Origin of the sequence: Rhodococcus sp. 1R11 (genome assembly GCF_004563845.1) — a bacterium.
GTDB lineage: Bacteria > Actinomycetota > Actinomycetes > Mycobacteriales > Mycobacteriaceae > Rhodococcoides.
Window position 1 is genome coordinate 218,520 of sequence record NZ_SPNG01000007.1, and the last position, 18,494, is coordinate 237,013.

15 protein-coding genes are annotated in these 18,494 nt (G+C 66.2%); 6 read left to right on the forward strand and 9 right to left on the reverse strand.

Annotation, left to right across the window (positions count from 1 at the left end):
- Positions 1-38 precede the first annotated feature (38 nt).
- Positions 39-1,064 carry a hypothetical protein gene (locus E4P29_RS14775; protein ID WP_135045772.1) on the reverse strand — a complete coding sequence of 342 codons (1,026 nt, stop codon included), beginning with the start codon at positions 1,062-1,064 and terminating at the stop codon, positions 39-41.
- Between E4P29_RS14775 and E4P29_RS14780 the strand changes: the two genes are divergently transcribed.
- Complete coding sequence (locus tag E4P29_RS14780) at positions 1,063-1,596, forward strand: hypothetical protein (protein ID WP_245154332.1); 534 nt, start codon at positions 1,063-1,065, stop codon at positions 1,594-1,596. The two genes, E4P29_RS14775 and E4P29_RS14780, sit on opposite strands and share 2 nt — an antisense overlap.
- Here E4P29_RS14780 and E4P29_RS14785 read toward each other — a convergent pair.
- Genes E4P29_RS14785 through E4P29_RS14800 form a run of 4 tightly spaced genes read right to left on the reverse strand, consistent with a single transcriptional unit; the run spans position 1,571 to position 5,482 of the window.
- Positions 1,571-2,419 carry a heme ABC transporter ATP-binding protein gene (locus E4P29_RS14785; RefSeq protein WP_135045774.1) on the reverse strand — a complete coding sequence of 283 codons (849 nt, stop codon included), beginning with the start codon at positions 2,417-2,419 and terminating at the stop codon, positions 1,571-1,573. The two genes, E4P29_RS14780 and E4P29_RS14785, sit on opposite strands and share 26 nt — an antisense overlap.
- Positions 2,416-3,483, reverse strand: a complete 1,068-nt coding sequence (locus E4P29_RS14790) for an iron ABC transporter permease (RefSeq protein WP_135045776.1) — start codon at positions 3,481-3,483, stop codon at positions 2,416-2,418. Before E4P29_RS14790 ends, E4P29_RS14785 begins: the two co-directional genes overlap by 4 nt.
- On the reverse strand, positions 3,480-4,493 hold the full coding sequence (locus E4P29_RS14795) for an ABC transporter substrate-binding protein (RefSeq protein WP_135045778.1): 1,014 nt from the start codon (positions 4,491-4,493) through the stop codon (positions 3,480-3,482). Before E4P29_RS14795 ends, E4P29_RS14790 begins: the two co-directional genes overlap by 4 nt.
- 56 nt (positions 4,494-4,549) lie before the next feature.
- Positions 4,550-5,482 carry an aldo/keto reductase gene (locus E4P29_RS14800; protein ID WP_032372436.1) on the reverse strand — a complete coding sequence of 311 codons (933 nt, stop codon included), beginning with the start codon at positions 5,480-5,482 and terminating at the stop codon, positions 4,550-4,552.
- A gap of 202 nt (positions 5,483-5,684) precedes the next feature.
- Here E4P29_RS14800 and E4P29_RS14805 point away from each other — a divergent pair, with 202 nt between their 5' ends.
- The 5 genes from E4P29_RS14805 to mshC all read left to right on the forward strand — a co-directional run bounded on the left by E4P29_RS14805 (position 5,685) and on the right by mshC (position 10,070).
- Complete coding sequence (locus E4P29_RS14805; RefSeq protein WP_209205411.1) at positions 5,685-6,524, forward strand: undecaprenyl-diphosphate phosphatase; 840 nt, start codon at positions 5,685-5,687, stop codon at positions 6,522-6,524.
- Between the two features lie 25 nt (positions 6,525-6,549).
- A complete protein-coding gene (locus E4P29_RS14810) occupies positions 6,550-7,269 on the forward strand; it encodes a histidine phosphatase family protein (protein WP_135045780.1) in 720 nt (239 codons plus the stop codon).
- 135 nt (positions 7,270-7,404) lie between these two features.
- The gene (locus E4P29_RS14815; RefSeq protein ID WP_135045782.1) at positions 7,405-7,995 is read left to right on the forward strand and encodes a DUF3090 domain-containing protein; all 591 of its coding nucleotides are present in this window, start codon (positions 7,405-7,407) and stop codon (positions 7,993-7,995) included.
- Between the two features lie 35 nt (positions 7,996-8,030).
- Complete coding sequence (locus tag E4P29_RS14820) at positions 8,031-8,804, forward strand: SCO1664 family protein (protein ID WP_167328042.1); 774 nt, start codon at positions 8,031-8,033, stop codon at positions 8,802-8,804.
- Positions 8,805-8,828: 24 nt separating this feature from the next.
- Entirely contained in the window at positions 8,829-10,070 is a 1,242-nt protein-coding gene (mshC, locus tag E4P29_RS14825) for a cysteine--1-D-myo-inosityl 2-amino-2-deoxy-alpha-D-glucopyranoside ligase (protein ID WP_135045786.1), read from the forward strand.
- Here the strand turns inward: mshC and E4P29_RS14830 are convergent.
- The 4 genes from E4P29_RS14830 to E4P29_RS14845 are packed head-to-tail and all read right to left on the reverse strand — an operon-like array spanning position 10,067 to position 18,371.
- On the reverse strand, positions 10,067-11,305 hold the full coding sequence (locus E4P29_RS14830) for a DUF2399 domain-containing protein (RefSeq protein ID WP_245154333.1): 1,239 nt from the start codon (positions 11,303-11,305) through the stop codon (positions 10,067-10,069). The genes mshC and E4P29_RS14830 overlap by 4 nt on opposite strands.
- Positions 11,295-15,479 (reverse strand): TIGR02680 family protein, encoded by a 4,185-nt coding sequence (locus E4P29_RS14835; protein ID WP_135045790.1) that lies wholly within the window; start codon positions 15,477-15,479, stop codon positions 11,295-11,297. The genes E4P29_RS14830 and E4P29_RS14835 overlap by 11 nt, the downstream gene beginning before the upstream one ends.
- A gap of 4 nt (positions 15,480-15,483) precedes the next feature.
- Complete coding sequence (locus tag E4P29_RS14840) at positions 15,484-16,899, reverse strand: DUF2398 family protein (RefSeq protein ID WP_135045792.1); 1,416 nt, start codon at positions 16,897-16,899, stop codon at positions 15,484-15,486.
- Positions 16,896-18,371 carry a TIGR02677 family protein gene (locus E4P29_RS14845; RefSeq protein ID WP_348539768.1) on the reverse strand — a complete coding sequence of 492 codons (1,476 nt, stop codon included), beginning with the start codon at positions 18,369-18,371 and terminating at the stop codon, positions 16,896-16,898. The genes E4P29_RS14840 and E4P29_RS14845 overlap by 4 nt, the downstream gene beginning before the upstream one ends.
- Positions 18,372-18,494: the final 123 nt, after the last annotated feature.

Below are 18,494 nucleotides of genomic sequence, written 5' to 3' on the forward strand. Positions count from 1 at the left end.
GTCGTTCTGCGGGTACCGTCTCCTGCCGATTCAGCAGTTCAACGGCCCGCGGCGGGGATGCGCTGCAGCCCGTCCCCGGTCGCCGATCCCACGTACAGATCGCCGGTCTCCGCGTCGACGGCAACCGAGTTCGGCTGTCGCACAGTGGGCAACCGTTGCGCCTCGACCGGAATTCCGGTGTCGAGTGTGTACCCGACCACCTCGTTGCGAGCCGGCAAGGTGACCCATGCAATACCGGATTGTTCATCGTAGGCGATCGCCCAGGGCGCGGACCCGACCGGAAACCGTTGCCGCATCAGCAGATCGTGCGAGGTGAAGACCAGCAGCTCCGTGCCGGTCGAGTCGGTGACCAGAAGTCGTCCGTACTCGTCGCTGGTCATCTCGGCGGCGCCTTCACCCGCGCGCAGGGCCACACCGAGGGTGTCGTCGTCGAGATTGAGATCGGTGATCGAGGTCTGGCGGCGATCGAGTACCGAGACACCGTCCGGTGTACTGGCCAACGCGTCGGCCGAGGTCACCCCCGGTCCAGACACGGTGCCCGTCACCTGCCCTGCTGCGTCGAGAATGCGGATACGTCCGGTGGCGTCACCCACCGCCGTGGTGCCGTCGGGTAGATCGGCAGCCGACAGAGCTCGGCCGTCGACGGGGGTATCGGTGCGCTGAGCGTCTGCCACGGTGATCCTCGAGAGAACCCCGTCCATCGGAACCAAGACACTCGAGTCGCGTCCGGCGACCAGCTCTGCAGCGGATCCGCCCAGATCAACCACGCGGGGCTCGCTCGACGCCTCCCCGTCCACCAGGCTCACGGTGGTCGACGCGTCGGTCAGGGCAACCAACGTGCGCGTCGCAGAATCGAAGGTCAGTGCGTCCACGGGAGCGAAGGCGCGGACGACTCCGGCCGGAGCCACTGCGGTCGCCGGGGACAAGGCCGGAGGCCGTGGCTCGACGGAGGTCTCGTCGACGTTGTCGTCGTCGCTCGAGCAGCCACCCAAACTGACCAGTGTGACGACGGCGAGCGCGGACGCCACTGCCGTCCTGGCCGTACGTGCCGACGGTGTTCGCATGGAACCGAACCTACTTCCTGTGGTGACTGCTCCTGGTAGGGCGCTGACACATCTGTACCAGCGCCCGTCGACCTCGACGAAATCGACAGCCCGGGACTCGGTGCCGTTCGGCGGCGGCGCGAAGACGGTAGCGTGTTCGATCGGCATCGAATTCGTGAACGAGCACGACATGGGAGCGAATGTGGGATCCGAAGGAACGCACTTCGTGGTCGAGGAAGTGAATGCGGGTACGCACGCCAACGGTTTCGGCAGAACCGACGACGGGCGCGCGTTCGCGTTCAGAGTTCAGCGCAGCACGCTCTACGTGAAGATCTATCGAGCCGATGTCGTGTCGGCCGTGCCGGATCCGACCGAGGTGGACGCCGTCGCCGAGCACTCGGTCACCGAGATCGATCTGACCGACGAACGCAGCATCATCGGGGTGGTTCGTGATGCAGTCGCTCATGCTCAGCAGCTGTCGGATGTGTCACTGCGCGACACCGCAGTGCGGGCCTTCTTCGCCCGCGTCAACTCAGCGCTCGAGGGTTTCTGAAGCGCTTCGGGATCACCAGCTGCTCACCGGTGACAGGGTGGTCGAAGACATCGACCGGGTGTCTGTAGATCCGGCCGAGCCGTTCGGCGGTGAGTACCTCCCGGGGCGGTCCCGTTGCCACCAGCTCGCCCGCGTCGAGAATCGCGACCCGATCGGCGTAGGCCGCAGCAAGACCCAGATCGTGCAGTACGACAACCACGGCACGACCGGAGGCGGCCAGTGAACGCACCACGGCCATCACCGACTCCTGGTGCCCCACATCGAGTGCCGCGGTGGGTTCGTCGAGCATGATCGTGGCGGTGCGTTGTGCCATGACACGTGCCAACGCGACTCGGGACTGCTCGCCGCCGGACAGGGCTCCGAACGGACGCGCGGCGAATTCGGATACATCGCAGGCGGCCATGGCGGCGGCCACCTGCGCGTCGTCCTCGCGTGCCGCCGACGTGCCGGTCCACGGTGCCCGGCCCATCCGCACGATCTGCTCGGCGGTGAACGCGAATCCGACTGCGTGCTGTTGCGGGAGCACGGCGCGTCTCCGCGCGAGGTCGACCGGCCGGAAGTAGGACAATGGTCGCTCTCCGAGCAGTACCGAACCGGAACTGGGCTCGGTGTCTCCGGACAGGACCGACAGCAACGTGGACTTCCCCGCCCCGTTCGGGCCCACGAGAGCCAGAATCTCTCCCGCGACGACCTCGAGATGCACATCGTTCAGAACGGCACGATCACCGCGGCGTGCACCGACCCCTACGGCGACCAGGGTGCGCGAACCCGGTGTCGGGTCGGCAGGGATGTCGGAACGGTGTCCACCGAATTTCCCGATCATGCCCACCCGCCCTGACGAGCCCGGGTGCGGCGCAGCAGCCAGAAGAAGAACGGTGCGCCCGCCAACGAGGTCACCATCCCGAGCGGAAGGTCGACATTCGCCACGAGCGTCCGCGTGACGAGATCGGCACCGAGGAGGACCACGCCTCCCGCGAGTGCGCTGGCAGGGATGAGTACCCGGTGCGCCGGACCGAGCACCATGCGCATGGCGTGGGGCACCACGAGACCCACGAACAGGATGATCCCGGTGAACGCCACACCCGACGCGACGAGCAGTGCGACGACCACGATGGCGAACTGTCGTAGGCGCTCGACATTCACGCCGAGATGGCGCGCCACGTTCTCACCGAGTGCAAGCAGGTCGAGCCGGCCGGCGATCATCGACGACGCGCCGATCCCGAGCAGCGCCAGCGGACCGACCACCGCCACCGACTGCCACGTGGCACCGGCAAGGGAACCCAACTGCCAGAAGACGATCTGGTCGCGAGCGGCCGGGCTGGCGACGAACGTGAAGAACGCGATCACACCGCCGGCGAACGCATTGACGGCGACTCCGGTGAGGATGAGGGTCACCACCTCGGTTCGGCCGGCATTGCGAGCCAGGAAGTACACCGCAATCGTGGTGACGAGTCCGCCCACGAAGGCTGCGAGCGCCACGGTCCAGACCCCGGCAAAGCTGCCGCCCAGGACGAAGACCGAGCTCGCACCGACAGCCGCGCCGGACGACACGCCGACGACACCGGGTTCGGCGAGCGGGTTGGCGAACACACCCTGGAGCAACGCACCCGCGCACCCCAGACAGGCGCCGACGAGCATCGCGAGGGTCAGCCGAGGAAACCGGACCTGCCAAAGGGTCACCTCGCCGCTGGGGTGAGCGGGCATCGGACCGATGTCGAGGCCCACCCGATGTGTCAGACTTCCCAGCACTTCCGCCGGAGTCGTCGGTACCTGTCCGACGACAGCTGACATCAGGGCCAAAACCACCAGAACGATCGCCAGCACGACGAAGGTCGAGACCACTCGCGTCGTACCCGACCGCGACCGTGCAGACGACACGTCGCTCATGAGGCAGGTTCGTAGACGGCCTTCGACAAAGCAGCCAGCACCTTTCCGGTGTTCGGACCGAAACTGAGAACGGTGCCGTCGTCCATGTCGACCACCCGACGCTGCTGACCGGCGGGCGTCTGCGCGATACCGGGTATCTGCTCGAGCCCGTCGATCCCGCCGATCGATTGCAGCCCCTTGGTCATCATGAGAATGACGTCGGGTGCCGCAGCGATGAGTGCCTCACTGGTCACCGGGACGAACTGTTCGGTCAGACCCGATTCGACCCCTGCATCCCGAGCACCGATCGCCTCGATGAGAGCGTCCGCTCCCGAACCCGGTCCGGCGAGCATCTTGATCGCCGGACCACGCATGTACAGAAACGCAACCTTCAGCGGCTCGTCGGATCGGGGCGCGTTCTGTGTCGCCGCGGCAATCTCTTCGGTTGCCCGTTGCGCCAGTGCGGAACCGGCGTCGGGAACCCCGAGAGCCGCCGCAACAGCGTCGATCTGTCCTGCTACCCCGGCCAGAGTTCGAGCGGGGTCGAAGTAGACGACCGGAATTCCCGCGGCCCGAATCTGATCCTGGACAGCGCGCGGGCCGATACTGGTGTCGGTCAGGACGACCGTCGGCGACAGCGCAAGAATGCCTTCGGCACTGAGCGAGTGGCCGGTAGGGGTGACGTCGGGTACGTCTGCTGCCGCGGGAAACGACGCCGAAGTGTCGCGCCCGACGAGATTGTCGCCGAGTCCGAGCGCGAACACCGTTTCGGCGAGGGTGCCGTACTGGTCGGCCGCCACGATCCTGCTGTTGTCCGAAATGGTGACGGGCACGCCGTCGAAACCGGTGACGGTGACCGGGAGTTCGGCAACCGGATCGACCGCGATGGGCGTCGGATCAGGGTCGTCGACGACGGCGGTGCGGGGGCCGATCGTGCCGGAGTCCGGTGCTGCGGAGGTGTTCACCGAACACGACACCAGCAGTCCGGCCGTCAGCAGCGCGGCGGCGAGGCGTTTGACGATCACAACCATAGGTTAGCCTGCCCGACCTTCGGTCGACCTCACCCCAGGCCGAGCAGCACCTGCGATCAACCGCTGACGTCGTCCAGGGCCGACGTGATGGCAGCCGGCAGTTCGAGCTCCTCGGCCATCAGAGCACCCATCAACTGGGCCAGATCGCGGGCACCGACGATCGCACTGCTCACCCCGGGACGATCACGAGCCCACGCAAGTGCGACGACCAGGGGAGAGGTGGCAAGGCCATCGGCGGCCGTGACCGCCGCATCGACGACGCCTACCGCCGAATCGGTCAGGTATGCATTCACCGCGTCGGCGTGTAGCTCGTCGGCCCCGCGAGAATCGGCCGGAATCCCGTTGCGGTACTTACCCGTCAGGACCCCACCGGCCAGTGGAACCGCCGCGAGGATTCCGATGCCGTGGTGAACAGCGGCGGGAACCAGTTCGTCCTCGATCCCGCGGGCCAACAGTGAGTACTCCGCCTGCGTCGACACGATCCGTCCGACACCGGCCGAACCCGCAGCCGTAGCCAACTGCCAGCCCAGATACCCGCGGGCACCGGTGTAGCGAACCCGGCCACTCGAGACGGCGTAGTCGAGTGTTGCCGCCACCTCGTCCACCGGAGTCATCGGATCCCAGGTGGCCACCTGCCACAGGTCGAGATAGTCGGTACCGAGCTCACGCAGCGTGGCGTCCAACTGACCGAGCAGTCCACGCCTCGAGCAATCGACGTGATATCGGCCGTACCGCGAACCGACCCCCGCGGCACTGCTGATCACCAAGTCCTGCCGAGGAACCACATCGTCGAGCAACTCCGCGAGCACTCGCTGAGCTCGACCGTCGCCGTACGCCGGAGACGTATCGACCAGGGTGCCGCCTGCCTCGGCGAACGCCGACAACTGCGCCGCAGCGTCGTCGCCATCGGTCCCGCTGCCCCACCCGAGAGTGCCGAGGCCGAGCCTCGACACCCGAAGTCCGCTGGTGCCGACCGATCTCTGCTTCATATGTGCCGAATGTCCTTTTACCTGTGATCGTCGGGTTCGTACTGGCCTGCCGCCAGTGCACAGTAGTGCGCCGCGCCGCTCGGTGCGCAAGTGCCGCGCCGGGTACGGTCGTCCCCGTGAATCGCGAATCCAGGGGGCGGGCACTCGCCCACGCGCCGGCAACAATCGAATCGTCCGCTTCGACGCTGGAACGGGGTGCCGCATGATCGACATGACGTGGCTGCAGGCGATCATCCTCGGCGCTGTCCAGGGACTGACGGAATTCCTTCCGATTTCCTCTTCCGGGCATCTGCGAATCGTGTCCGGGGTGTTCTGGAACGAGGACGCCGGTGCGTCGTTCACCGCGGTGACGCAGCTGGGCACCGAAGCCGCTGTCTTGCTCTTCTTCTGGCGTGACATCGTCAGAATCATCAAGGCCTGGTTCGTCGGACTGCGCAGGAAAGAAGAACGGGGTCTCGATTACCGCATGGGGTGGTACGTGATCATCGCCACCATCCCGATCGGCATTCTGGGTCTGTTGTTCAAGGATCAGATCCGCACCGGTGCACGCAATCTCTATCTCATCGCATTCATGCTGATCGCTTTCGCCGTAGTGATCGCCGTCGCGGAGAAGCTGGGCCGTAAGGAACGGCCGATCGAAGAACTCACCACCAGGGACGGCATCGTCATGGGTCTCGCTCAATGCCTGGCGCTGATTCCTGGAGTGTCCCGCTCCGGAGCCACCACCAGCGCCGGCCTGTTCCTCGGACTCGAACGCGAAGCTGCAGTGCGTTTTTCGTTCCTTCTCGCCATCCCGGCCGTCACGGCGTCCGGCTTGTTCTCGCTGCCCGACGCCTTCGAGCCGGTCGGCTCCGGCCTCGCCGCGTCGGGAGCACAGCTGCTGGTGGCCACGATCATCGCGTTCGGCCTGGGTTATGCCTCGATCGCCTGGTTGCTCAAGTTCGTCGCGAACCATTCGCTGTACTGGTTCGTCGGTTACCGCATCGTGCTCGGTGTGGTTGTTCTGGGTCTGCTGGCCGGCGGGGTTGTCTCGGCTACGTGAACCGTTCCTCGTTAGGCTCGGAGCAATGACAGTCATCTTGCTTCGCCATGGACGTTCGACGTCGAACACTGCGGGCACGCTCGCAGGTCGGAGTGAAGGGGTGGAGCTCGACGACCGGGGCCGCGAGCAGGCGCAGGCGGTTGCCGAACGGCTGGGCGTCCTCCCGGTCGTGGAGATCGTGCGCTCTCCGTTGTTGCGGTGCGAGCAAACCGTGGAACCGCTGGCCACGCGGTTGGGGCTGACACCCATGGTCGAGGACAGGATCGTCGAGGTCGATTACGGGCAATGGACCGGTCGAACCATCAAGGAGCTGCTTGCCGAGCCGCTGTGGAAGGTCGTTCAGCAGCATCCGTCCGCGGCGGTGTTCCCCGAAGGAGAAGGCTTGGCGACGGTGCAGCAACGCGCGGTCCAGGCGATACGGGAGCACGATGCGCGGCTGGCCGCCCACCACGGCCGGGATGTGCTGTGGGTGGCCTGCTCTCACGGGGATGTGATCAAGTCGGTGCTGTCCGATGCGATGGGTGCCCATCTCGATTCTTTCCAGCGGATCGTTGCCGATCCGGCGTCGATCAGCGTCGTGCGCTACACCTCGACTCGGCCGTTCGTGTTGCGGACCAACGACACCGGATCCGACTTGAGCGTGTTCGTGCCGAAGGCGGAAGAGCCGACGTCCGACGAAGCCGGCGCGAAACCCGACGTTGCGGACACGTCCGATGCAGTGGTGGGCGGCGGCGCGGGCACCTAGAGATGCCGGTTCGCCGCCGATCTCCCGATCGGTGGCAGGCTGGAGGGCAAGCAATACCGTCCACGGTCGATCTGTGGCCGATAATGGAAGTTCGCGATTCGTTTCGCGGAGCTTTTCGAGTCATTAGGAGGTGCAATGCCGCGCGCCATACACGTTTTTCGCACCCCTGATCGTTTCGTCGCCGGGACCGTAGGTGAGCCGGGTGACCGAACGTTCTTTCTCCAAGCGGTGCACGATGCCCGAGTGGTGTCGGTCGCGTTGGAGAAGCAGCAGGTACAGGTGCTGGCCGATCGAATGGGACTGCTGCTCGAGGAGGTGCAGCGTCGCTTCGGTACCGATGTGCCGACCGAGGAGACCGAGACCCTCGACACCAGTCCGTTGGTGACCCCGATCGACACCGAATTCAGGGTCGGCACGATGGGGTTGGGCTGGGACGCAGACGCCAATGCCGTCGTCGTGGAGTTGTTGGCCGTCAGTGAGGTCGAGGTCGACGAATCCGTCGTGCTCGACGACACCGACGAGGGCCCCGACGCGGTTCGAGTGTTTCTCACTCCCGTTCAGGCTCGCGAGTTCGCGGCGCGGTCCGAGCTGGTCGTGGCGGCCGGACGAGCACCGTGCCCACTGTGCGGCCTGCCGCTCGCCCCCGAGGGACACGTCTGCATCAGGACGAACGGCTACCGCCGCGGTGCCACCTTCGGTCCGGTGACAGAGGTCGACGAGTCTTGACCGTCGAACTACCTCCCTTCGAGGGCCGCGGGACCATGGAGACCGGCGAGCTGACTGTCGTCGGCCGGGTGGTTTCGGCGTCCAACGCCACCCTCGTGTGCGAGGCGGGCGACGGCGACTCGGCAGTGCGGTGTGTGTACAAACCCGTGCGCGGGGAGGTGCCGCTCTGGGACTTTCCCGACGGGACCCTCGCCGGGCGGGAGGTGGCGTCGTACGAGATCTCCGAGGCGCTGGGGTGGGGTGTGATTCCGCCGACGGTGCTGCGCGACGGTCCGTTCGGTCCCGGCATGGTGCAGAAGTGGATAGATACTCCCGAGGAGCGGGTCGAGGGCCGCGTGGACCTGGTCGACATCTGCCGTCCCGATCTCGTTCCGGCGGGCTGGATTCCGGTGTTGCAGGCCTACGACGGCGATGGCGAAGAGATCGCTCTGATCCATGCCGACGATCCACGCCTGCAGCGGATGGCGGTTCTCGACGTCATTCTCAACAATGCAGATCGCAAGGGTGGGCATGCCCTCGAAGGTCTCGACGGTTATGTCTACGGGGTGGATCACGGCATCTGCCTGCACGCCGAGAACAAGCTGCGCACGGTTCTCTGGGGGTGGGCAGGTCAGGCGGTCGACGATGCTCTGATGGCCGACGTCGTGCGGTTCGTCGAGACCTTCGACACCGTCATCGCTCCGCGGCTGGTGGACAAGATCACGCTGGCCGAAACCATTGCGGTGTTGGATCGTGCCCAGCAGCTGATCGCGCGCCCGGTCATGCCGGAACCTCGATCGAGCAGACCGATACCGTGGCCCGCCTTCTGAACGGGCTCGGATAGGCTCGGCTGCATGCATTCTTGGTCCAGCCCGGAGATCCCGACAATCCCAGGACAGGGTCCAGCGCTTCGGTTGTTCGATACCGCAGACCGCCAGGTCCGTCCGGTCACCCCCGGTTCGACCGCACGCATGTACGTCTGCGGAATCACCCCGTACGACGCCACCCACCTCGGTCACGCGGCAACGTATCTGACGTTCGATCTGATCAACCGCTTGTGGCGGGATGCGGGTATCGAGGTGCACTACGTGCAGAACGTCACCGATGTCGACGATCCACTCTTCGAGCGCGCGGATCGCGACGGTGAGGATTGGCGCGATCTCGGTGCGCGCGAGATCGAGCTGTTCCGCGCCGACATGGAAGCTCTGCGCGTCGTGCCTCCGCAGGACTACATCGGTGCCGTCGAGTCGGTCGACGAGGTCGTCGAACTGGTGGAGAAGCTGGTGGCGTCGGGCGCGGCCTACGTCGTCGACGACGCCGAGTACCCCGACGTGTACTTCCGTGCCGACGCCACCGAGCAGTTCGGCTACGAATCCGGCTACGACCGTCCCACCATGGACACGTTCTTCGCCGAACGCGGCGGAGATCCCGATCGTGCGGGCAAGCGCGATTCACTCGATGCGCTGCTGTGGCGCGCGGTACGTCCCGGCGAACCGTCGTGGCCGTCGCCGTGGGGCCCCGGCCGACCGGGCTGGCACATCGAATGCGCGGCCATTGCACTCAACCGCATCGGAACCGGTTTCGACATCCAGGGCGGCGGAAGCGATCTCATCTTCCCGCACCACGAATTCTCGGCGGCACACGCCGAAGCAGCAACCGGTGACCCTCGGTTCGCCCGGCACTACGTGCACACGGGAATGATCGGTCTCGACGGCGAGAAGATGTCCAAGAGCCGCGGCAACCTGGTGTTCGTCTCGAAGCTCCGCGCAGAGAACGTCGATCCGGCCGCGGTGCGGCTGGGCCTGCTCGCGGGCCACTACCGGCAGGATCGGCCGTGGTCCGACGAGGTCCTCGAGCGAGCACACACCCGCCTCGCGCTGTGGCGTCGAGCAGCGGCGCTCGAGTCCGCAGCGTCGGCGGAGGACGTCGTCAACCGCCTGCGTCAGCATCTGGCCGACGACCTGGACACACCCAAGGCTCTCGACGCCCTCGATGCGTGGGCAAGTTTGGCAGTCGAGCGCGGTGGATCGGATGCGAGCGCACCAGGCACTTTCGCCGATGCGGTCGATGCGCTGCTAGGGGTTCCGCTGCATTAGTCCGCGGGCCCCAGGCGTAGATCCGCCAGCAGATCCGGGATCAGGCGTTCTTCCATGACCGCTCGCCCCGAATCACGCAGTGCCGCAGCCAGTTCCGGGTCCCACGGAGTGTCCGTGGGATACCCCTTCAGTGGTTCCGAGTTGCGCGCGTCCAGTGCGCGGCGGTACGAGTCGACGTCCATTCGCCACGGCACCGCGTCGTACCGGGCTAGAGCACGGGTCACCATGTGCACTCCTGCCCAGTCGAAGTCGGCACGCCATTCGATCACCGTGCCAGGGGCGCGCGCAGCAAGAAGCCGATGCACGGCGGCCGAGGGCTGACCGTCGGTGCAGATCAGGCTCGCACAATTCGAGCCGAGAGAGCGGGCTGCGGCCGCGAGCACCGCGACGTTCTCGCACACGAACACTCTCGACGAGCTGTTGGTGAGCGGGCCGCGCGCGAGCATGTCCACGGTGACAGGAAAGGGCACGCCCTCGTCGGCTGCTTCGTTGAGCCAGCGAGCAACGGTGTGGGTCTCTGCGACGCGGTAGCCGAGGACCAGCACCCGACTCGACAGTGCGTCGACCGACACCCCGGCCGTTTCCCACAGTGCCCGGATGCCCACGGGATCGACGGGCCGAGGCACGTTCTCGCGCAACGACAGTGCATCGAGGACGAGTTTCGCGGCACCGCCGCCCGTGAGGGCCTTGGTATCACCGGTGGCCAGTTCCGCCAGCTCGGTGAGCGACATCCCGTCCACCGGAAGGAGCGCCAGGACCTGTGTTGCGACCCCGAGCGCGTCGACGGCGACGCGGCCGCCGAGGGTACCGTCCTGATTGAGCAGCGACGCGATCCAGTGCTCGATCCACTCGCGGTCGGTACCACCGCCGAGTACCTCACGTGCCCGATCGAGCGCATCGGCGCGCACCTGAGCCTTGTCGGCCGCAATGCGCTTCTTGTCCTGCAGCGGTGCCTGCCCGGCGAGGGTGTCGATCAGACCGATACCGCCGTTGGGCGGATGGCTCAGCCACGCGTCGAACCGCTCGAGATCGAGCCGGGTGCTCCGTGCCCGAGAGTGCAGGCTGGAGTTGGACTTCGAGATGGCACTGCACAGACGCCACAGTTCCGGGGCATCACTCAAGTCGACGGTGATGTTACCGCCGACCCGAAGCCAGTTGGACTCCAACTTCTTTCGCGCAGCGTCCAACAGCGCCGCCAATTCGGCGCTGCCTCGCCACTCACCGTTACCGGCCAAACTCCAGCCCACCTTCGGTTCGGGTCGGCACCCGGCGGGTCAACGGTGATCCGAGGGCGGCTGCGAGGTCGGTGCCGTCGTGTTCGGCGAACAGTTCACCGTTCTCCCACACCAGAAGGGCTGCGCTGACGGTGTTCTCGGCGGTCGAGTGCGCCAAATCGTAGTGTGCACAACCGGGGACATCCGCGTAGGTGATCCACAGGTCGTAACCGGTCATGAACAGATCCAGGTCGAATTGCACACTCAGGCCGAGCAATTCGCTACGGCCGTTGTCGTCGACACCGGCGAACGCCTCGTCCAGCGCCAGGAGCCGCGGTGAATGCGGATCGGCGGACGAGAGCATTACGTGCGCCGCGGCGAACAGCGGCAAATGCAGCGACACCGACTGCTCACCGCCCGAGAGCGCACTGTGACGAGCGACGGTCAGACGATCCTCGTTGCCGTCGCCGCTGATGAGCGTGAACGCGAACACCCGCCAGCGACGATAGTCCAGTGTCGCGGACAGGATCTCGGGATACGACCGTTCCGGATGTGCCGCACGAGCGATCCTGATCTCCGATGCGAAGTGTGCGCGCATCGCGGCCAGATCGTCCTGGCTCAGCGCCGAGGTATCGCGGTCGAGCAGCTTGGACACCGCCCGCGCCCCGTCGTCGAGGTTGTCCGCCAGCACCCAGTGCACGCCGATCGTGTTGCCCGAGGACATACGGCGTTGCTTCATCTCGGCGGACATCTGGGCGATCAGCTCGCGTGCGTCGACGGTGCGCTCGTGTATCTGCTGCGCCAACCCGGTCAGCAGCGCGTCTTCGAGAATTCGGCGTTCCTGCTCGGTCAAGAGCAGTTCCTGGTCGGCCCTGGCGGCACCGATGCGGTCGGCGAAGTCTCCGACCGAGGAATAGCCCTGTTCGTCCTGCACGCGTACCACCGTCAACCCGTCCGGTGCGTCCCACTGCAGCCGGTAGTCCTGACCGGAAGCGGCCAGTTGCGAGTCGAACTCCTGCAGCGCACTCGTCAGCGCCGTTCGTGTCGACTTCCGGCTCGAGTCGGTCACCTTCACCGACGCCGTCGCCGTGTCGAGTGCCGAATGCAGCGCGAGCACCACCGGTGGTAGCACCGGGACTTCGTCGTCGGGGCCGGCGGCCTGCTGAACTCGATACAGGATCTGATCGACCGTCAGCCACGCCGAGTCGCTGGCCGGCCACGTGTACGTCTCGTGCACGCCGAGGATGGCCAGCAGATCCTTGCGGGCGTACGGTGCCAGTCGGACGGCATCACCCAAGGTCTCGGTCACGGCCGCGCGCAGGCTTTCGAGCGCCGTGTTGCATGCACCCTCGGCCTTGCCGATCGCCTCGCCGGCTTCCTTGTCCGCCTTTCGGGCTGCTCGCTGCTCGGCTCGGCACTTCTCGATGCGATCACGCGCATTGTCGAGATCGGTGTCGATCTGTTCGGCCGTGGCACCGAGTTTCTCGCTCAGCAATTCCAGACGCTGCAGCTGTTGCCGGTAGCTCTCCTCGGCTATTGCAGCTTCCTCGGCGAGTTCCTCGGCCAGGCCGGTCGCTTCCTCGAGGCGATTGGTGGCCTCGCGCGCCCGCTCGGTCTCGCGTGCATGGTCGCTGCGCTTACGGATGACCGCTGCACCCTGGTGCTCGAAATGGCGAATCGCTGCGGCAAGGGCGTCGACATCGCGGCCCAGGTGCGGGGTGCGATGGGCCACGGCGACGGACCGCAGTTGCTTCTCTTTCGCGGACAGGTCGGCGATCGCCTGGTCGAACTCGCGGTCAGCCGCTGCAGACGCATCTTTCGAGGTGCGCAGCGCGCCTGCGGCTGCCGTGACGGCACGTTGCGCCTTCACGATGGCCGAGACTCGGGGGAGCTGCTTGGCGGCCGCGTTCAACGCCTGCACCAGCTCGCGCGCCGCCAGCTCGTCGGCGGTCGCGGTCGCGAGTTCGGCTGTCGCGGAATCGATCGCCGCACCGAGATCGGCGATGCGCTGCTCCCGCCTGCGGGCCCGCGCCGTCGCACCGATGTACTCGGCATCCGGTTTCGCGTGGCGACCCTGCTGCACTCCCTGCCAGTACCGACCGTCGACGCCTATCGAGACAGAACTGTTCGATCGGTCGTTCCGATCCTGCTGCAATGCAATCGAATTCAGTACATCGAGGATGCGCGATTCCTGGACGGCAGTACCGGATTCGGGTTCCAGCACGGACGCGAGCGTCGACCCGGTCGGCCTCGCGGCCACCGGTAGCGGCGACAGATATTGCTCCGACGTCGCGTCGACGGGGGAGTCTGCGGTCGGGTGGATCCATCCGTCGAGCAGGTTCGCGGCCTGCAGTGCGGATTCGATCCCCGCCGCGTCGGCGGAGGAGACCGCATCGGCAAACCGAACCAGTTGCCACAGCGGTGCGCCCGAGAGATCGGCACGGCTGTCGGTGCGCGCTACGAACGGTGGTGGGGCATCGTCGTGTTCGGCCCGCACCAGGGACAGTTCGTCGCGCAGCGCCTTCACCTCGGCCTCGCGCGCGGCCACGTCGACGCGTGCCTGTGCCTGCCGGGCGCGAATCGCGTCGATACCGTCCGAGGTCTGCTCGGCGAGCACCGATTCGAGGCTCGGGGCGTCGTCGTCGCCGATGCCTGCCAGGGCTGCGTCGAGGGCCTCGAACACAGCGGAGGTGATGCCTGCGGAGGAGTAGAGCGACGAGTTGCTCGACCACCAGGCCCGCAGGCCCGAAGCGAACTGCGCCTTCTCCAGGTCCACCGTCGCCTCGGCCTCGGTGACGGCAGCCGCGGCTGCTTCGAGCAACTCGCGCGCCTTCGTGGCGGCCTTCTCCGCGCGAGCGCGTTCCGTCGACGCCTTCTCGACGGTGGCCAGCGCCTCACGCACTGCGCGTACGTCGCCGTCCCGTTCCTCGGCGTGCCCGCGAAGTGCAGTACTGATCTGATCACTGCGCGCCGTACCGGGCAGTGGTGTCCACACGATGCCCGCGTCCTCGGCCGCAGTCTGCAGCTCGTCCTCCGCGCGAGTCACTCCGGCAACGGAGTCCCGGAGTGCGGAGTCCGCCCGGGCGGCCTCGGCCGTGCGCTGCTCCAGTTCTGCTTGCGCTTTGCGTGCTCGGTCGGCCTGCTGCGCCGTCGAGACCTCCAGCTTCGCCGCGGATTCGGCGAGATCGTCCAGTTGCTGCTTGCCCTCGTACGCGCTCGATCGCTGCAGCGTTTCTCGGTCTGCGACGGCTTGATCGAGCGCACGCTCGGCCTCGTCGAACCGCGTCTCGGCTGCCGCCCGTTCCAGCAGGCGCCGGTCCTTCAGGGCGGCCGCGGCGAAATGCGCGGTGGTCGCGTGCGTCACTGCTTCGAGCCGACGCGAGACTTGCTCGACATCCGAACGGGTTTGTACGCGAAGGTATTTGGAATAGACCGACACGAAGTTCCTGGCCGCCTGATCGGCTTGGGCCAGTCCCTCCAGCGCGCGTCCGACTTCCTCCATGTCGCTGAAGGAGCGTGCCGCCTCGAGCACCAGTTGCTCGTCGAGGGGACGTAGACCGTCGGTCAGGGCTTGGGACAACCCTTTCGGGTCGAGATTCTTGGCCAACTGCGGACGGCGAAGTGTCAGAATCAGATTGATCAACTGGTCGTACCGTTGCGCGCCGAGCCCGAACATCCGGGCATCGATCGCGGCGCGGTAGTCGACCGGACGATCGGTCAGGGCATCGCTGCCGAGTTGTTCGGCCAATTGCTTCTTCGTCAGCGGCCGGTCGTCGGAGCCCAACAACGAGAAGTCGACGCCCACTCGGCCGTCGGCCACGAAGTACCAGCGCGTCACCTTGTCGTTGTGGCGGCTCGCTCGCATACCGATTCCGACCGTCACCGATTCGGGGTCCTCGCGCGAGCCGCGGCCGAACTCCATCCACACGTACGAATGGGCGCTTTCCTGGCCTCGGTAGAGCAGGTTGGACTTCATCGTTCGTTCTTCACCGGCGAACGGGTTGAGTCTGCGCGGCTCGATCCGGCCGTCGAGGACGAAGGGAAACAGCACTTCGAGCGCTTTGGTCTTGCCGGATCCGTTGGGTCCACGCAGCACCAATCGACCGTCGGCGAAGGAGAACTCCTGATCTCGGTAGTCCCACAGGTTGACGATTCCGGCGCGCGTGGGCCGGAAGCGATTCGAGTGTGCGGTCATCTACTCAGGCCTCTACTTCGGATGGATCGGTACTGGGGGCTTGTTCGGTGCCGAAGAGCGAGTCCTGCGGGACTCGGTCACGCACGCTGACCATCACGTCTCGGTACCGAGCGATCACCGGTAGCACCAATACGCCGCCGGATACGCTGTGTATCAAGCGAAGTCGATGCAACAGCGCTATCGCACGGATGCGCAGACCGTCCCGGTCGGTCTGCCACTGCGCTGCGAACGTGCGACCGAATCGGTCCACGAGATCGTCGACGATCGAGACCAGCCAACTGTCCTCGATCAACGGATACTGTGTGCGCTCCGCCGAGTTCTCGACCGTCCTCGGATCGGCGGGAAATCCGAAGTCGGCCAGGTCACCGAAGATTCCGCCGCCGGGGATCGCGTCGTCCAACTGTTCGACGAGTAGGTCGCTCGCGGGCAGCGGATACGTGGTCAGTGCCGGAGCATCCGGATCCACCACCCGATCGGAGATTTCTCCCGCGATGAGCAACGCAACCTGGGCGATCGTTCCGGTGCTGGGAAAGCGGTGGTCGGACAACCGTCCAGAGGTGTCGATGAGGGCCACGCCCTCGGCGCGACGCTCGGCAACGAGACCGGTGAGCAACTCGACGTCGGCGACGGTGCGCGAGGCGGTCAGGGCGGTGCGTGCGTCTCCATCGAGATCGTCGAGATAGACGACGGGGTGCTCGACCAGCGCCCGGCGGACCGCGCGCAGAACTTCTTTCGGATCTGTGTCCCGCGCGGAATCGGAATGGCCGAGATCGGGGTCCTCGGGATCGAGTGGTGCATCCGAGCCGGCCAGCAGGCCGCGAATCGAACGCAGGTGCTGCACGGCACGCGGAGGCCGAAACATTGCGACGACCACCGATCTGTCGATGTCGTACAGGGCCTCACCGGCCGTTGGATTGTTCGCCCAGCCGGTGGCGTCGCCGTCGGCCAGCGAGATTGCACCACGCGTGGCCAGCCATCCGATCGCGTCGACGAATGCGTCTCGGTCGCTCGCGCGGTCGGTCGTGAGTTCGACGCCATCCACCTGACTCGACTCCGTCGCAACGTGATCGGCGAGTTCGGACAGAGTGATCTGGTTACCGGCACGACCGAGCGCGGCGAGCGCCAACGCCAGGTACGCGTACCTGCGGCGGTCGAACACCCGCTCGGAGGGCGTTCGCGCGGGTTGACTGTCGTCGAGGCGATCGATCACGGGGAACAGACGGGCGGTCGTCTCGGTGACCTCGAAGCGATAACCGAACAGCTCGAGGAGGTCCTCGCGCAGTTCGGTTGCCCACCTGCGCAGCAGCGGTAGCGCAATTCGATCGGGGTACGTCGCGGTAACCAGGTGATTGGACAACGCAACGCGGGCGGCGCGCTGGTAGGAATCCAAAGCGAGCGAGGAGATTTCACGTGCTCTCATCGACGTGCCACCTCACTGACGTCGAGGGCGAGGCGGTCCAGATGCAATCGGCCTCGGCTGGTGCGCACGATCGTCGAACGGTCGCTGTCGCTCAGCGTCAGGCGCACGCCGCTGTCCGATCCGGACGAGTCCGAGGTGCGTCCGCTCACGCGTACCCGGGCAGTCAACGCGGCGTTGAGCAGGCTCAGCAACACTTCGGTTTCCTGCTCGTTCAGAATTCTGTCGTGGATTCCGGCCGAGGCGAGGGACTGCGCGGCGGCACTGCGCGATCGCTGCGACTCGAGTTGTTGCTCCCGCAGTCGTCTGATGCTGCCGTCGTTGCGCTGCACGCGTCCCGGAACGCCGGGGGTCGGTGTGCGTCCGGTCTCGGCCAGCGTGCGCGAAATCTCGACCGGCGGTGCTTCCCACCACGATCGGGATGTGGAGATGATGTCGGCGTCGGGATGAACCATCGACAGGTGCCGGGGCCGGCCGAGACCGAACACTGCGTGAAACAGAGCATGCGCGCTGTCCTCGGTGGGGGCAGCGGCGAACCAGCCGGCCAGGTGACGCAGTTGGCTCTCCCGACTCACACCGCCCTTACGAGTTTCGGTGACGCGTCGCAGCAGTGACAGCACAGCAGCGATTGCGCTCATCGTGCCCTCGCGGAGGCGCTCGGATTCGCTGAGCTCGGATTCGGCCGCGACGAACCAGTGCGACAACCCGGCCCATCGGTCGGTCCAGTCCGCTCGCCGTTCGTCGACGGAGAGAAAGACTCGTTCGTCGCTGATCGCGGCACGGTCGACGAGTTCCTCGATGCCGGTGCTCTCGACGAGTGCGATCGCTTCTGCCAACTTGGGGGCGTAACGGGTGAGATCCGAGCTGAACTCGCGCATGTGCGTCAGCAACGCGTCCTTGTGGACCAGAAAAGACTCGGGAGTGATCTCGGTCGTGCGCACGAGATCACCCAGGACCAGGTAGAAGTGGGCGGCGCGGGTCGCCATCTCCGACAACGTCGAATCGAGTCTGCTGAGCTTGCGGTAGATGCGGTCGCCGTCGGCCTGACGGTTCGCCTCGGCCAGCTCGTGCATGTCGGCCAGCAGCTCGGGCAGCACCAGCCGGGACAGCGAGGCGTCGTCCAGGCGGGCACCGAGCACGTCCTCGACCGCGCGGTAGGCCTTGTAGCCGGCCTGACCGAACTGGTAGACGAAGTGCCGGTTGCGGTATTCGGCAAGGGTCGCGGCGCGGGTGCCGTCGTAGCTGCGTTCGAGCAGACCCCAGGCGTGGAGCTGATCGAGCAGGGGTGCGATGTCCAGTGTGGTCAGCGCGTTGTGACGCCCGGGGCTACGAGCGAGGAGATCGGCGACGTCGCCCGAGTGCAGTAACACCACGTAGTTCGCGCGAGCGGTGTCGAACGCCCGCAGTACTGCCAGGTATTCGGATCTTTTCTCGGCGACGGCGAACGAGAAGAGACCGAGACGGTCTTCCTCCACGAACGCGTTCGCGGCACCCAGCCGTGCGTCCTCGCCTGATTCGGTCACTGGAACAGGGTAGGGGGTAGGAGTGGAAGCCTGCGAAACGACCAGGCGGTGCAGGGTCTCGGTTGTTCAACCGTG

What these genes read in the sequence shown, in the direction of transcription:
- E4P29_RS14780 (WP_245154332.1), top strand. Translation starts at nt 1,063, where the DNA reads ATGGAACCGAACCTACTTCCTGTGGTGACTGCTCCTGGTAGGGCGCTG.
- E4P29_RS14775 (WP_135045772.1), bottom strand. Translation starts at nt 1,064, where the DNA reads ATGCGAACACCGTCGGCACGTACGGCCAGGACGGCAGTGGCGTCCGCG.
- E4P29_RS14785 (WP_135045774.1), bottom strand. Translation starts at nt 2,419, where the DNA reads ATGATCGGGAAATTCGGTGGACACCGTTCCGACATCCCTGCCGACCCG.
- E4P29_RS14790 (WP_135045776.1), bottom strand. Translation starts at nt 3,483, where the DNA reads ATGAGCGACGTGTCGTCTGCACGGTCGCGGTCGGGTACGACGCGAGTG.
- E4P29_RS14795 (WP_135045778.1), bottom strand. Translation starts at nt 4,493, where the DNA reads ATGGTTGTGATCGTCAAACGCCTCGCCGCCGCGCTGCTGACGGCCGGA.
- E4P29_RS14800 (WP_032372436.1), bottom strand. Translation starts at nt 5,482, where the DNA reads ATGAAGCAGAGATCGGTCGGCACCAGCGGACTTCGGGTGTCGAGGCTC.
- E4P29_RS14805 (WP_209205411.1), top strand. Translation starts at nt 5,685, where the DNA reads ATGATCGACATGACGTGGCTGCAGGCGATCATCCTCGGCGCTGTCCAG.
- E4P29_RS14810 (WP_135045780.1), top strand. Translation starts at nt 6,550, where the DNA reads ATGACAGTCATCTTGCTTCGCCATGGACGTTCGACGTCGAACACTGCG.
- E4P29_RS14815 (WP_135045782.1), top strand. Translation starts at nt 7,405, where the DNA reads ATGCCGCGCGCCATACACGTTTTTCGCACCCCTGATCGTTTCGTCGCC.
- E4P29_RS14820 (WP_167328042.1), top strand. Translation starts at nt 8,031, where the DNA reads ATGGAGACCGGCGAGCTGACTGTCGTCGGCCGGGTGGTTTCGGCGTCC.
- mshC (WP_135045786.1), top strand. Translation starts at nt 8,829, where the DNA reads ATGCATTCTTGGTCCAGCCCGGAGATCCCGACAATCCCAGGACAGGGT.
- E4P29_RS14835 (WP_135045790.1), bottom strand. Translation starts at nt 15,479, where the DNA reads ATGACCGCACACTCGAATCGCTTCCGGCCCACGCGCGCCGGAATCGTC.
- E4P29_RS14840 (WP_135045792.1), bottom strand. Translation starts at nt 16,899, where the DNA reads ATGAGAGCACGTGAAATCTCCTCGCTCGCTTTGGATTCCTACCAGCGC.